We start from the raw sequence: 13,631 nt of genomic DNA on the forward strand, positions 1-13,631 counted from the left end.
CCCTACCGGTCGAGCCGCCGGAGAATGTTGGCTAAAAGCACTGCGGCGAAGTGAATCGGTGAGCTGCAAGAGCGAGAGGATCGAGGCAAAATGTGCTCTGGTCGGGCTAACGACGTCGCCCGATCTCAGCCTCCCGAATGAGTAGAGATGTTGAAAGCCATGGCGCTTGCCATGGCCGGGAAGTCGGTTCGCGCCGATGCCGCTGCGCGCATCGAGCGGCTGACGCAGAGCCTGCAGGCCTTCGACCGCGCCCGGTTCGGCCGACGATCGGAAAAGCTTGGCTCTGCGAATGACAACGATGAACAGCAGGCTTTTGTCTTCGACGAGATCGAGACCCGCATCGCTGCGATCACGGCCTAGGTCAGCAAGGGCGGTCAGCAAGCGCAAGGCAAGCGAGCACCGCGTCGGCGCAAGAGCTTTGCGCCCATCTGGCACGGATCGAAGCCGTCATTGAACCGGAAGAACTGGCTGAGCATGCCGGTAAGCAGAAGGTGCTGATCGGCAAGGATGTGTCGAAGCGTCTGGATGGGTGCCGGCCAAGTTCCGTGTGATCGTCACGCGCCGTTCCAAGTATGCCTTTAAGAACGAGGACGGCGTGGTCCAGGCGCCGGCCCCGGCCCATATCATCGAGGGTGGCATTCCAACGGAAGGACTTCTGCTCAGATCATCGTCTCCACGTATGCCGATGGCCAACCAGCCTACCGGCAGGAGGCCATCTACGCTCGCGACAAGGTCGAACTCGACCGCAAGCTGGTGGCGCCATGGATGGGCAAGCTCGGCTTCGAGCTGAAGATCGTGGCCGACTACATCTTCAGCGAGGTCAAGAAGGCCGAACGGAGTTTTGCCGGCGAAACCAACTTGCCGACGCTCGCTCCCGGCCCCGGATCGACGAAGACGGCCTATTTATGGGCTTATGCCAGAGATGACCGGACCTTTGGCCGTAACGGTGTTCCCCGATCGTGGCTTATCGCTTCGAAGACAGCCGCTCCGGCGAATGCGCGGTCCGGTATCTGAACGGTTATCGCGGTACCTGCAGGTGGATGTTATGCTGCCTATAAAAAGTTGTGCGCGACCCGATCGCGGAATGATGCCAGCACGTTGGCTGGGCTGCTGGTCACACAGCAGACGCAAGTTCTATGAGCTGCATGTTGCAGGAAGCTCCAAACTGGCAGCCGGGACGGTCGAGCGGATGGCAAAGCTTTGGCCGGTCGAGAAAACCGTGCGTACCCAAGGCCCCGACGCACCCGTTGCCGCGCGTCAGCCAGCCTCCGCAGCGGTCGTCGCAGATCGCTTCGATTTCTGGCAGCAGACTTTGCGGCGATTACCCGGAAATGTGGCCGAGACGATTCGCTATGCCGTCTCACGCCGAGTCATCTTCGAACGCTTCCTCACCGACGGCCGCAGCATCAGCCCTTGAACTGCCAGTGCGAGCATTCGCTCCGGAAGACATGCCGATCGCGATGCCGTAACATCGGTCTGAGGCGCTTGTCTCCCGCTTGGCCTTAAACCCACTTCTTCCCGGGAAGACATGCGGCTTGCAGCCAAAGCGAGTGACGTGCTCCTTACAGCTGTTCAGGACCATGAGTGGACGGTCGCATTGCATCTGCCGCGTCCTTCCGGAATTACCGTCGCGCCAGCTCGGCAGCAACTAGGCTTCTGATGTCGTCATCAGAGATGTGTTTCTTTCGGTCTGCCAAAGCCTTAAATTGTAGAAATGCATATTCTAAGGCGGGCTCTGAGTGCGGGTAGCCAAGCTCCTCCACCTTTCGCGCGAATGCACGGCGGCCGGAATGCTTTCCCATTACGAAAGACGTGCGTTCCGCGCCAACACTCTCCGGATTCATAATTTCATATGTCTGCGCATTCTTCAACATACCGTCTTGATGGATCCCGGCTTCATGCGCGAACGCATTCCGGCCGACGATCGCTTTATTGTACTGTACGGGAAATGAAGTTGCCTCACTTACGAGCTTAGAGGCGCGAGCGAGCATCTGAGTCTCAATGTTGGTCCGATAGGGAAGCACATCGTTGCGAACGTTAATGGCCATGACGACTTCTTCCAGCGACGCGTTGCCTGCGCGTTCTCCAATTCCATTTATCGTGCACTCAACCTGTCTAGCGCCAGCGCAGATCCCAGCGAGCGAGTTCGAAACAGCCATCCCAAGATCGTTGTGACAATGTACCGAAAACGTCGCCTTGTCAGAGTTGGGCACGCGTTCCCGCGCCATCCTGACCATTGCGGCGTATTCTTCCGGCATGCAATAACCGACAGTATCCGCTAAGTTGATCGTGCTGGCTCCGGCTTTGATCGCTGCCTCAATGCAACGGCATAGGAACTCGTAGTCGCTTCGCGTGGCGTCTTCGCTGCACCACTCTACATCGTCAATATGAGTTCTGGCCCTTGTTACTTGGGCGATTACCAATTCGTAAACCTGTTCCTCTTCCATCTGAAGCTTCCATTTCATATGGATTGGCGAAGTGGAAATGAACGTACTAATACGACCGCGCCTTGCGGGCCTGACCGCCTCCGCGCAACGGTCAATGTCATTGTGCGTGGCACGCGAAAGTCCACATACCGCGGCATTCTTTGTTTGTTTGGCGATCGCGTGTACTGCTGCATAGTCTCCTTCCGACGCGGCTGGATACCCGCCCTCGATGACGTCAACCCTCATTTCGTCGAGCATTTCTGCTATCTGAAGCTTTTCTTCAAGATTCATTGTCGCGCCTGGCGCCTGCTCACCGTCACGCAAGGTTGTATCGAGGACAATGATTTGCTCCTTCTCAGGAGTCGAAGTTATTGACGTCATAGAGTCGTCCCTCTACTTCGCTTGCCTTTGTTCAAAAGCAATTTCTACGCTCGAGTCAGATCACAAGGGAATGCTATCTCGTGCCACATGTCCAAAAAGGATCCATCGAGCGGGCTCCTCCGCAACCGCCAACGGAGCGTTCTCTGTTCGTAATGGTTGGCTTCAGAGAGCGACCCACAGCCTCCACCTCTGCTCGTTCGCGTACACGGCGTCCTCATCGTTGGCTCCCGGTAGTTCGTCGCGGATTACGAATGTGTTTTACCGCAACACCTGCCCCAGCGGGCGCCCGCTTCTCCTTCTCCAAGCGATGCTAAAGCACCGGACCTGTCGCGCATACTATCAACTTTGATAGTACTTCCTGGATCGCGAGTGGAAACTGATCCGCGATCAAGCGCAACAACTGCACCGATTACGTCCTCTTTGGCTACTTTCATTGATGAGGGTGACAGCCCTGTGTGAGGTGCGCCATTTCCGAACACGATCACCCTTGATTGCAGTGCTCGGATATGTTGGCAGCCGATGTAGGCAACCAGTTCGCTGGGGGCTTGATTGATAATGAGATCTTGCTGCGTGAATGAGAAGTCATCGCTCTAGGCCAGCAAGAGGAAGATTACACGCTTCCGCACGGGCAAGTTCGTCATACATCAACAATTCAAAAAGCTCGTCGAACACTGCAATATTGGAGTTTGTGCCCTCAGTGATGACGCGACCGCAGAACTGCTGCATGGCCGCCATTGCGGCTAGCATGGAGTGGTTGGCCCAGATCACTGCGGAGATGCGGGCATTTCGATACGTAGAGAGCGGCGTTCGACAGTACTTTGTTGGAACTATTATGACCGGCGACCTGTTCTGCCAAGCGCTTGAAAACGAAAGGATCTCTTCCGCAGTGCTCTTTAGCGAGCGAATGAAGATCGCATCGGCTCCCGCCTCTGCGTAGGCGTGAGCGCGCAAAACTGCTTCATCGACTCCATGCCCGGTAGTCAAAGCCTCGACCCGGGCCACGAGGACCAAGTCGTCCGCGACCGTGTCCTTCACGGCACGTAAGCGGCCGGAGAATTCATCGATATCGGCGAGGCGGTGCCGCTCGCCAACAAACGAGTTCATCGTCGGAAAGTAGCTGTCCTCTAGCGCAACTCCCGCAGCGCCACGTTGACAGAGTTTGCGAGCGCGGAAGCGTGCATTGTCGAAATTGCAGAATCCGCCATCTCCATCAACCAGGACAGGCAGTTCGGTCGACCCAACTATTCGCTCGACTATACCGACTAGTCGACTCCATGACGCTTCATTGGCATCCCCGTATCCGAGAGAGCACGCAATTGACAGGCGCGACGCCCAGAGGCCTTTGAAGCCCGCGCGCTCGGCGATGGCGGCGGAGAGGCCGTCATGCGCTTCCATGAGGAACGAGAGTTCGCTGTTGGAGCAAACCTGCTTCCGCAGCAGGTTAGCAAGCGAAGAATCAGCGGATTGATCAGCACTCTTGACGAGGACAGATTGCGATTGGTCGTGCATCCGAAATCCTTGCGCGTGTGACCGGCGAACGTTCATCAGTCGATAGGTGACATGTTCCTGTGGTCTAGATCGACTACTACCATTGGTAGTTGATGCGGGTTTTACGGGCAGACAAGCGCCGGCCCTCAAGCAGCGGTCGTGGAGTGCGGTGATGGATCCGTCGGGGTGCAGTGAGTTGAGCTAGTACCCGGTATCAGAACTGAGTGATACGTCGGTCTTTGAAGCGGCGTTGGCGGACCTTTTTCTTGGTCCGGTCGAACGCATAGCACAATGGCCTTCTCGGGCGGGGCGACATAGAGGCCGACAACGTCGGCGGCTTTGACCGTACGCATCCGGCGTAGGCCGCAGGCTATTCGGGCGTCCAGCGCTTGAGCAGCTCTGGATTTTCTTTGTAAATTTGGATGAGCTCGATGAGGCGTTCGATGCCGAAGTCGGTGAACGCCTGGACGCCATCTTCGCCAACGCCAAACACCCATATGGCTCCGTCCTCGATCTCCATTTCATTGGCGACGTCTCGTAGCCAATCTTCGTCTTCGCCGAGGTCTCTCGCGACCTGGGTGATGGTGGTGACGTGATGGACCTTGTTGACGTGGGTGGTCATGCCGCCGCTCGAGCCGAGAGCGCTGATGCCGGCGTCCAATTCCAGGGCAGCATCTCGTCCAACCGATGAGCCGGGTGGGCCGCAATACGGGCAAGGACGTCGGCCAGCCAGGCTTGCGGATCGACGCCGTTCATCTTGGCTGTGACGACTAAGCTGTATATGGCGGCGGCGCGTCGCCCGCCGCGATCCGACCCGCAGAACAGCCAGGATTTTCGGCCAAGAGCAATACCCCTCAGCCCTCGCTCGGCGGCATTGTTGGAGAGGCACACGCGTCCGTCCTCCAGGAACAGCGTGAAGCTCGCCCAGCGCTTCAGGATGTAGTTGAACGCCTTGGCCAGGTCGTGCCCACGGGAGAGCTTGGCGAGTTGGTCGCGCATGTAGACCTGGAGATCCTCGACCAGGGGCCGGCTCAGCGTCTGTCGCACCTGAAGACGCTCCTCGGCGTTTTTGCCGTTGATGGAGCGCTCGATTTCGAACAGCGTATCGATCCACCGCACGACCTCGATCGCGATCGGCGAGAGCGGGATCTCCTTCTTGCCGGCGGCCTTGCGCCGGGCAATCTCTTCAATGTCGGCCATGGCAAAGAACGGCCGCCGTCCGTGTGACCAGCAGGCAGCCTCCCGGATCGGCCTAGGCTGGCGTCCCGCCAGATAGAGCTGGTTGTACCCGTCATAGGCGTCGGCCTGCAGAATGCCGGCATATCGGACCAGATGCGCCTGGGGATGCTCGCCCTTGCGATCACGCGAGTAGTAGAACATCGCCGCCGGCGGACCCGCACCGCTAAACGGCCGGTCGTCCCGGACGTAGATCCAGCATCGTGCCGTATCGGTCTTGCCCTTGGCCAGTACTGGCACGGTCGTATCATCGGCATGAAGGCGCTCGGCCGCCATGACATGGGCATCGACCAGGCGCAGGAGGGGATCCAGCGACGCACAGACCGATCCCACGGCGTCCGCTATGGTTGATAGCGCGACCGGCACGCCTTCCAGGGCGTAGCGCTCGGCCTGGCGGTTCAACGGCTGATGCTGGCCGAACTTCTCGAACATGATCATGGCCAAAAGGCTCGAACCAGCCCATCCCCGGGCGATGGCATGGAACGGCGCTGGCGCCCGGCTGATCTTCTCGCAGTCGCGGCAGGAGAACTTCTCCCGGACCGTCTCGACCACCTTCCACTGGCGCGCGGCACCACCTCCAGCGTCCGCGTCACGCCCTCGCCGAGTTTGCGCAGGCGGTTGCCGCCGCAGCACTCGCACGCGGTCGGCGGGTCGACCACCACCCGCTCGCGTGGCAGGTGGTCGGGGAAGGTCTGACGCTCGGGGCGCTTGCGCGTAAATCCACCTACCGTCGTCGTCTTGGCCACGGCCCGTTCCGCCGCAAGCTCGTCCTCTGTGGCGTCGGCTTCCAGCTCTTCGAACGTCAGCGCCAACTGCTCGATCAGCCGTGCCGAACGCTCCGACCGTTGCCCATAGATCTGATGCTTCAGCTTGGCGATCTGCAGCTTCTGCTGGGCGATCAGCGCACCGTCTTCGGCAGCTTTCGCGTGGGCGACCGCGAGCTCGGCGGCGATCTCTAAACCCTTCGTCCGCTCGGCTGCCAGCGCCTTTTTCAGGGCGGCAACGTCATCCGGAGCAGCGTCGCGATCAGCATTCATGCGACGCAGTGAATCACAGATTGGACGCGATGGGACTCCCCAAAGTGCAAAAAGCTGCGGTTTCTGCGCTCAGCCCGCGCTTTGCGGCCGCCAGCTCAATTGCGGATTCCGCCAGTCGATCCCTTCCAGCATATAGGCCATCTGCGCCGCTGAGATCGACACCGCCCCATCCGACGCCGAGGGCCAGATGAACTTTCCACGGTCCAGGCGCTTGGCGTAGAGCGACATGCCCAACCCGTCGTGCCAAAGAATCTTGACCAGATCGCCGCGGCGGCCCCGGAAGATATAAAGATCGCCGGCATGAGGATCGCGCTTCAAGCTCTCCTGAACCGTAAGCGCCAGGCTCTGCATGCCGCGGCGCATGTCGGTGTGGCCAGTGGAGATCCAAACCCTGACGCCGCTCGGAATCGGAATCATCGCCGCAGGAGCTCAAGGACCCGCTGCAGCGCCTCAGTGTCCTGCCTGGCTATCATGCCAAATGATTTTGACTATCGCCGGCGTCGCCCCCTAAAAACATATAGATCGCTAGCGTGGGGATCGCGCCTCAGATCAGACGCGCAAGGCTCGGGAATCCGCGTCGCATGTCGGTATGGCCGGTCGCAAGCCACACCCGAACATTGCCGGGTATCTTAATCACCGGCGCTCCAGCACGTCGAATTCGCCAAACACCTCGACCCGCATCGCCGGATGACCTCAAAGCTAGACCTAAGGTCACACGCTTCGCCAAATATCCCGCGTCAGACAAGGCGGCGCTCGTCGGATGCGTATTACGCACACGTGAAGAAGAACCGCGCGCGTATCGACGGGGCCGACTGTGCTCTCTCACCAGGGTGGCGTTGTGGTCATTGGGGCAAATGATGCGTGGCGTCTACGTTAGACGATGAATTACTCCGTCGCTGAGGCGCTTGATGAGTTCCGGTCCAGACCGTGCTGTGACGTGCCTCAGTTCGCCCCAGTGAACCACATCACGACCTGTCAGCGGATGGTTTTCGGGGAGAGCGGCGACGACGCTTTCGCTTCAGACTGCTGATGACCTCTCGTTGTATCTTGAATTGGCCTCGGCCACGACGGTGACGTCAGTGGCGAAATTGGCGATATCGGAGTCGGCCACATAAGTATCGAATCGGGGAAGGGGTGCCGGTGGTCGAGAAGGGGCCCGGAGATTGCCGGCTGAGAGTGAGGCGTGGACGCTGATCGTCAATCGACCCCTCTCACCTCGCGAGCGGGTCTTGAGGCGAGCGGCAATTGCTTCTGTTCATCCACGATGCGCTGGGCCGCATTGAGGAATTCCTGAACTTCAATTCTCGCTCTCGTGCCGCCATCGGTCCGCTCGAACAGACTGTTGCCCAACTGGGTTCGAGATTGCGCAGGAACTGGCTAAGAGTCGACTGCTTGATTTGGAGCATCTCTGCCGCTCGGAGAAGGCTCCGGTACTGGGACGTGACGATTACCGAGCGTAGATCTTGAAATCCCACAGGCGCGGTCGAAGCCCGATGACGGGGTATCTGTGACCAGGCTTTTTCTCGAATAGGTCATTTCGTTTGCTTGCACTGGTCCAGCACGTCCTTCGCTTCAGCCCTGAAGCGACCGTCGACTTCACGAGTAGGACGCGCACGCCAGTTGCGCTTGCTGATGGCGCCGTCGTTCGCAACCTGCTGCCACTTGCGTGGGCTATCGCCAGCCCAACTTGGCCGCACTCGGGGCTTCGGCAAGTGACGGCATCGCGTGGGACAGATCATCCGTCCGCCTTCTGCCTTGCGGTCGCAAATGCGGCAACGGCCTCGGCCGGTTGCGGCTAACAAGGTCAAAACGAGATGACCATGGCCAGTGAACATATTACCGTTGAATCTCGCCGCGAACTATGATTGAACTGTATCAATATGCCAGATATTGTTCATAATGTACTATGTCAGTGCAGAGACAAGGAGAGCTAGCCCGTGAAGATCACCCGCATCTATGTGAAGATTGAGGCGCCGTGGACCTCTGGGGAGGCTTGGCGCGCACAGGAGAAGTCGCATGGCTGACCTGCATACTGTCGCCGTCATTGGCGGGGGCGTAGTCGGCGTAAGTTGCGCGCTCATGCTAGCGCGCGAAGGGCATGTCGTCACTTTGGTTGAGGAGGGGCGCGTCGGCCATGGCTGCTCTTGGGGCAACGGTGCCCAATACAATGCTGGATCGGCTCTCCCCATCGCTTATCCCGGGGTCATGTGGCGTGCGCTGCGCTGGTTCGCTGATACTGACGGCCCCGTGCGCCTGTCCCCGCGTGAGTTGCCCCGCACTCTCCCCTGGCTCGTCCGCTTCCTGCGTACCGGGCGTCTGGAGGCTTGGGAGGCGGCGTATGCGGCGTTGCACACTCTCAACCAACCATGTGCCGCTCTCTATCGCGATATGCTCGGCGATGCCGACTGGGAACGGTTGTTCCGGCCGAACGGTGCCCTCCATGTATGGCGAGATGTATCACTGGGCGCCTTGGATAAGCTGGTGGATAGTCTGCGATCGAGACATGGCGTGGCCTTTGAGAGGCTCAACGCCGAGCAGTTGCGCGAGTTGGAGCCGGGTTTATCCCGGGAGTACAAGCGTGGAATCTTCTTTCCAGCCAGTGGTCATGTGACTTCACCTCCGGCGCTGGTGGAGGGCCTGATGAATCGTGCCGCCGCTCTTGGGGTTTCAGTTCGGACGGCGCGTGTTCAAGCTATAGAGCCTGGCACGGAAGGTGTAACGTTGCTGACAAGTACCGGGCCCCACCGCTGCGACAGAGTGATTATCGCAGCGGGTATCGCCAGCCGCGATCTAGCATGCTCCCTGGGAATTTCCCTGTCGCTGGCCAGCGAGCGTGGCTATCACATCACCATGCCCGGTACTTCCGGTGTCATCAGTCGCCCCGTTACCGACGCAGCTTCGGCCTTCGTTGCCACGCCCCTCGACGAAGGGCTGCGCATCGTGGGTATAGCCGAATTCGATGCGCCCGATGCGCCGCGCGATACGAAGCAGAACAAAAAGCTGCAGGCATACGCCCGCGCAATGCTGCCGGACATATCCATCAGCCAGGTGACCGACTGGATGGGCGTAAGACCATCGACGCCAGACAGTCTGCCGATCATCGGTCCCCATCCGAAACACGCCGGCATCTTATTCGCCACTGGCCATGGTCACATGGGCATCAGCGGAGCCCCCATGACTGCGGCCATTATCTCCGACCTCGTCGCGGGCCGCGCGCCCCGGATTTCAACCGCGCCGTATCGGCTGCGATAAAGCTGCTGGCGGGCGGCTCAAGTTTAATCTTGCGTTGTCCAACAAAGATGATATGGTTCAATTGTAAATTGACATAGTTCAATACGAGGAGACCTCAATGAGCAGTTGGATAAGTGCGATCTTCGCTGTTGTCATTGGTGCAGCCGCACTGTTCGGGCCAGCCTCGGTGCCGGCTCGCGCCGAAAGCCCCTCCCTGGTGCTCGACCGGATCAAGGCGAGTGGCAAGCTCAAATTTCCAGTGATGGTCGCGGAGGAGCCGGGCTACATCAAGGATCCGCGCACGGGCGAATGGTCCGGATTCTTCGTCGACTGGGGCAAGGATATCGCCAGCTTGCTTGGCGTTCAGATCGAATATTACGAGACAACCTGGGGCAATCTTGCTGCCGACTTCCAGGCCGGCAAGGTGGATCTCGCGGTGGCGCTGAACCCCAATCCTCGTCGCGGCCTCGTCATCGACTATGTGCCAGGCGCCATCGTCGAGGGCATCTGGGCGCTCGTCGCGCGCCCCGGCTTCGCGCCCAAGACATGGCGTGAGATGGACAAGAAGGAAGTGCGCGTCGCCGTGCAGAAGGGCGGCACGATGCAGGTGATCGCGGAATCCGTCATCCCCAACTCGACAATCGTCGTCGTGCCCACGCGTGACCAGGCAGTGCTGGAGCTGCAATCAGGCAAGATCGACGCGATCATCGTTGCCGACCAGGACGCCGCGCTGCTCGACTCCAAGGGCGTCGGCAAGGCCGTGGTGCCCGCGCCGGTCCTGCGCAACCCGGCGACGATCGGCATCCGCCGCGAAGCTGGTAACGAGGGGTTCTCCAACTTCCTGGCCAACTGGATGTCACAACAGAATTCGCTCGGCCTCGCATGCTCGCGCATCACTCGCTACATGCTCGAGCGCGGCATCGACATGAAAGTGGTTCCTCAGTCCGGCAAGTATTGCTGACGCCATGCGTGCGAGTCGTCTCTTCACTGTCATCGACAGCCACACTGCAGGGCATCCCACCCGAACGGTCGTGGCAGGCATCCCTCCGCTGCGCGGGCACAGCGTGCGCGAGCAGCGGGACGATTTCCGCAGCACCCATGACGGCTTGAGAACGCTACTGCTCCATGAGCCGCGCGGGCACGCCGCCATGGCGGCCGCGGTGCCCGTGCCCTCCCGCGAGGCGGACCAGGGGCTGTTCTTCATCTTCTCTTACGTCTACGCCGACATGTGCGGTCATGCCACGATCGGTTACATCGCCAGTCTCGCTGCTATGGGAGCTCTACCGCAGGGCTTTGAGCAAAACGGCATGTCCATCGAGACCCCGGCGGGTGTCGTCCACGTGACCGGTACGTTCGAGGCTGGCAAGCTGACTTCCGTCCTGTTACGCAATGTGCCCTCCTTTGTTCTCGCCTCCGACATTGTCTCGGAGGTCGCAGGTCTCGGCAGGGTGACGTGCGACATTGCTTATGGCGGTATTACATACGCGCTAGTCGACGCTGACCAAGTCGATCTCCCCTTCGACATCGACCATGCCACCCGATGGTGTCGCGCGGGCATGCTCATCAAGGAAACGCTAAATGCCGGCAGCGGAGTGCCGCAGGTCGGCAGCGTTCTTTTTTATCATTCTGTCGAGGGCGGCGCCCGCCATCTGGTCATTTTGGCCAGCAACAAGTTCGACCGTTCGCCCTGTGGCACCGGTACCTCCTCCCGGCTAGCCCAACTTCACGCCCGCGGGCAGCTGGCGGTAGGCGCTCCATACCGGGCCGAGAACATCCTCGGCGTGCCCTTCGAAGCCAAAGTAGCAGATTTGACTAAGGCTAGTAACGGCAAGCCCGCTGTAATTCCGGAGGTGCGGGGCATGGCTCATGTCACCGCATTTTCTACCCTCGTTTTGGAATCAGACGATCCGCTGCCCGCCGGCTTCCTTCCCAATTGACGGAGAGTACGAATGAAATTCGATCCGTCCATCGTCTTCGCAAATTGGGACATCCTTGCCTACGGCCTGCTCGTTACTCTGAAGTACACGATTTACACCTGCGCCATCGGACTAGCGATTGGTCTCTTTGTGGCGCTGCTTCAGCTTACTCCTTGGCCACTCGTGCGCTGGACCGGTCGAATCTGGGTCGAGTTCTTCCGTAACATCCCGCTGCTGGTGTTGCTTATGTGGACTTATTATGCGCTGCCAATCTTTCTTCAGATCCAGATCGGCAAGGAAACGGCGGGCATCCTCGGTCTCGGGTTCTATGCCAGCGGCTTCTATGCCGAGATCCTGCGCGCCGGTGTCCAGTCTATCGATCGTGGCCAGACTGACGCCGCCGTTGCACTCGGCATGGGGTACTTTCAGCGTATGAAGCGGATCATCTTGCCGCAGGCACTGCGCCGCATGGTGCCGCCGTTGATGGGCCAGACTATCATGCAGCTTAAAAATACGACGCTCCTCTCGGTGCTGACCATCCCTGATCTACTTTATCAGGCCGGCTACATTGCCAGTTTCACCTACCGGCCGATGGAGGTCTACACTGCCATCGGCGCCGTCTTCATTATCATGCTGTTTCCCCTCAGCGCTCTCTCGCGCCGGTTCGAACGCAAGGAGGCCGCGTGATGACCGCAACATCCACCGACGTCGTGCTGAGCGTACGCGGCATCGAGAAGTCTTACGGGAAGAATCATGTGCTCCGCGGCGTCGATCTTGAGGTCCATCGCGGAGAGGTGGTCTGCCTGATCGGCGCAAGCGGATCAGGCAAGACCTCGCTGCTGCGCTGCATGAACCTGCTGATGGAGCCGGACCAGGGCGAGATCGTCATCGAGGGGGCGCCTCTTTTCCGCAGCGCCAGGGGCGAGCGGCTGAAGCTCTCCGGCAGGCAGGTGAGTGCCGTGCGTATTAAGACCGGCATGGTGTTCCAAAGCTTTAACCTGTTCCCCCACCGCACGGCGCTAGAAAACATTATCGAAGCCCCACTCGTAGTGAAGAAAGTGCCGCGCGCCGAAGCCGAGACTCGGGCACGCGAGCTTCTCACTCGCATGGGTCTTCCCGACGCCGGGCATAAATACCCTTCGCAATTGTCGGGCGGGCAGCAGCAGCGCATCGCCATCGCCCGGGCGCTCGCTATGCAGCCGACCATTATGCTTTTCGACGAGCCGACCTCGGCGCTGGACCCGGAACTGGTGGGCGAAGTGCTTGCCGCCATCCGCCAACTGGCTGCCGAGGGAATGACCATGGTTATCGTCACCCATGAGATCGGCTTTGCCTATGAGCTAGCCGATCGGGTGGTCTTTATGGATCAAGGAGTCGTCGCTGCGAGTGGCCCTCCGCGTGAGCTCCTGCTCTCGAACGCCAATCCGAGGCTCGCCGCTTTCGTCGGACGGTTCACGGAACAGGCTCGTCTTCTCGGCCCCCTCGCTGCGCCGGCGGCCGCACCTTCACTAACGTATCTTCCAACAAAGGATAATGGATCATGTCCGATATAAACTGGGGAGGTATCTTCCCCGTTCTCGTTACTCCCTTCGGAGCCGACGGCTTCATCAATGAGACCCGATACAAGGCGCTCATCGACGATGCGATTGCTAATGGCGCGAAGGGCATCGTCGCGGCTGGCAGCACGGGAGAATTTTATGCGCTCACCAAGGCCGAGCGCGCGCGCCTCTACAAGTTGACGGTTGATCATGTGGCCCGGCGCGTGCCTGTCCTGGCAGGCGTCGCCGACTTGCGTGTCGAGGATGTGCTGGAAGCGTGCCAGTCGGCCGTGGCGTCTGGCTGCGCGGGCGGCATGATCCTGCCACCTATCTATGCCATGCCGAGTCCTCGTGAGATCGTGGCCTTCTTTGAGCACA

The 13,631-nt window shown here is 59.8% G+C and carries 10 protein-coding genes and 2 pseudogenes; 7 read left to right on the forward strand and 5 right to left on the reverse strand.

What is annotated here, in order from left to right; all coding sequences use genetic code 11:
* Nucleotides 1-97: 97 nt before the first annotated feature.
* Nucleotides 98-1,402, forward strand: a pseudogene (locus tag YUA_RS49105) (IS66 family transposase); the annotation flags it as partial.
* 226 nt (nucleotides 1,403-1,628) lie between these two features.
* Here the strand turns inward: YUA_RS49105 and YUA_RS45800 are convergent.
* The 5 genes and pseudogenes from YUA_RS45800 to tnpB form a co-directional block, all read right to left on the reverse strand.
* A pseudogene (locus YUA_RS45800) lies at nucleotides 1,629-2,807 on the reverse strand (2-isopropylmalate synthase); the annotation flags it as partial.
* A 582-nt stretch (nucleotides 2,808-3,389) separates the two neighbouring features.
* Nucleotides 3,390-4,247, reverse strand: a complete 858-nt coding sequence (locus YUA_RS0132590; RefSeq protein WP_027534438.1) for an isocitrate lyase/phosphoenolpyruvate mutase family protein — start codon at nucleotides 4,245-4,247, stop codon at nucleotides 3,390-3,392.
* A 418-nt stretch (nucleotides 4,248-4,665) separates the two neighbouring features.
* A complete protein-coding gene (locus tag YUA_RS0132595; RefSeq protein WP_027534439.1) occupies nucleotides 4,666-4,917 on the reverse strand; it encodes a hypothetical protein in 252 nt (83 codons plus the stop codon).
* Nucleotides 4,914-6,568, reverse strand: a protein-coding gene (locus YUA_RS45805) for an IS66 family transposase (protein WP_156947416.1) whose coding sequence is annotated in 2 segments (ribosomal slippage) — nucleotides 4,914-6,095 and nucleotides 6,098-6,568 — 1,653 coding nt in all. Because the reading frame shifts where the segments join, the coding sequence is not laid out codon by codon here. The genes YUA_RS0132595 and YUA_RS45805 overlap by 4 nt, the downstream gene beginning before the upstream one ends.
* 69 nt (nucleotides 6,569-6,637) lie before the next feature.
* Nucleotides 6,638-6,985 carry an IS66 family insertion sequence element accessory protein TnpB gene (tnpB, locus tag YUA_RS0132605; protein ID WP_027534440.1) on the reverse strand — a complete coding sequence of 116 codons (348 nt, stop codon included), beginning with the start codon at nucleotides 6,983-6,985 and terminating at the stop codon, nucleotides 6,638-6,640.
* A 1,599-nt stretch (nucleotides 6,986-8,584) separates the two neighbouring features.
* On the opposite strand from tnpB, the gene YUA_RS0132615 reads away from it, so the two are divergent.
* From YUA_RS0132615 to YUA_RS0132640, 6 genes are all read left to right on the forward strand, one after another.
* Nucleotides 8,585-9,820 (forward strand): FAD-binding oxidoreductase, encoded by a 1,236-nt coding sequence (locus YUA_RS0132615; protein WP_027534441.1) that lies wholly within the window; start codon nucleotides 8,585-8,587, stop codon nucleotides 9,818-9,820.
* 97 nt (nucleotides 9,821-9,917) lie between these two features.
* A complete protein-coding gene (locus YUA_RS0132620) occupies nucleotides 9,918-10,760 on the forward strand; it encodes a transporter substrate-binding domain-containing protein (protein WP_027534442.1) in 843 nt (280 codons plus the stop codon).
* A 4-nt stretch (nucleotides 10,761-10,764) separates the two neighbouring features.
* Nucleotides 10,765-11,736: a proline racemase family protein gene (locus YUA_RS0132625; protein WP_027534443.1), complete on the forward strand. Its 972-nt coding sequence runs from the start codon at nucleotides 10,765-10,767 to the stop codon at nucleotides 11,734-11,736.
* A 12-nt stretch (nucleotides 11,737-11,748) separates the two neighbouring features.
* Entirely contained in the window at nucleotides 11,749-12,402 is a 654-nt protein-coding gene (locus tag YUA_RS0132630; RefSeq protein WP_027534444.1) for an amino acid ABC transporter permease, read from the forward strand.
* Nucleotides 12,402-13,268 (forward strand): amino acid ABC transporter ATP-binding protein, encoded by an 867-nt coding sequence (locus tag YUA_RS0132635; RefSeq protein WP_027534445.1) that lies wholly within the window; start codon nucleotides 12,402-12,404, stop codon nucleotides 13,266-13,268. The genes YUA_RS0132630 and YUA_RS0132635 overlap by 1 nt, the downstream gene beginning before the upstream one ends.
* Nucleotides 13,256-13,631, forward strand: a 376-nt coding sequence (locus tag YUA_RS0132640; protein ID WP_027534446.1) for a dihydrodipicolinate synthase family protein, incomplete at its 3' end; no start/stop codon positions are given. The genes YUA_RS0132635 and YUA_RS0132640, both read left to right, overlap by 13 nt.

Origin of the sequence: Bradyrhizobium sp. WSM3983, from assembly GCF_000473045.1 — a bacterium.
Classification (GTDB): Bacteria; Pseudomonadota; Alphaproteobacteria; order Rhizobiales; family Xanthobacteraceae; genus Bradyrhizobium.

Excerpts from the sequence above, each read along its gene's own strand:
- YUA_RS0132625 (WP_027534443.1), top strand. The coding sequence starts at position 10,765 with ATGCGTGCGAGTCGTCTCTTCACTGTCATCGACAGCCACACTGCAGGG.
- YUA_RS0132620 (WP_027534442.1), top strand. The coding sequence starts at position 9,918 with ATGAGCAGTTGGATAAGTGCGATCTTCGCTGTTGTCATTGGTGCAGCC.
- tnpB (WP_027534440.1), bottom strand. The coding sequence starts at position 6,985 with ATGATTCCGATTCCGAGCGGCGTCAGGGTTTGGATCTCCACTGGCCAC.
- YUA_RS0132595 (WP_027534439.1), bottom strand. The coding sequence starts at position 4,917 with ATGACCACCCACGTCAACAAGGTCCATCACGTCACCACCATCACCCAG.
- YUA_RS0132615 (WP_027534441.1), top strand. The coding sequence starts at position 8,585 with ATGGCTGACCTGCATACTGTCGCCGTCATTGGCGGGGGCGTAGTCGGC.
- YUA_RS0132635 (WP_027534445.1), top strand. The coding sequence starts at position 12,402 with ATGACCGCAACATCCACCGACGTCGTGCTGAGCGTACGCGGCATCGAG.
- YUA_RS0132630 (WP_027534444.1), top strand. The coding sequence starts at position 11,749 with ATGAAATTCGATCCGTCCATCGTCTTCGCAAATTGGGACATCCTTGCC.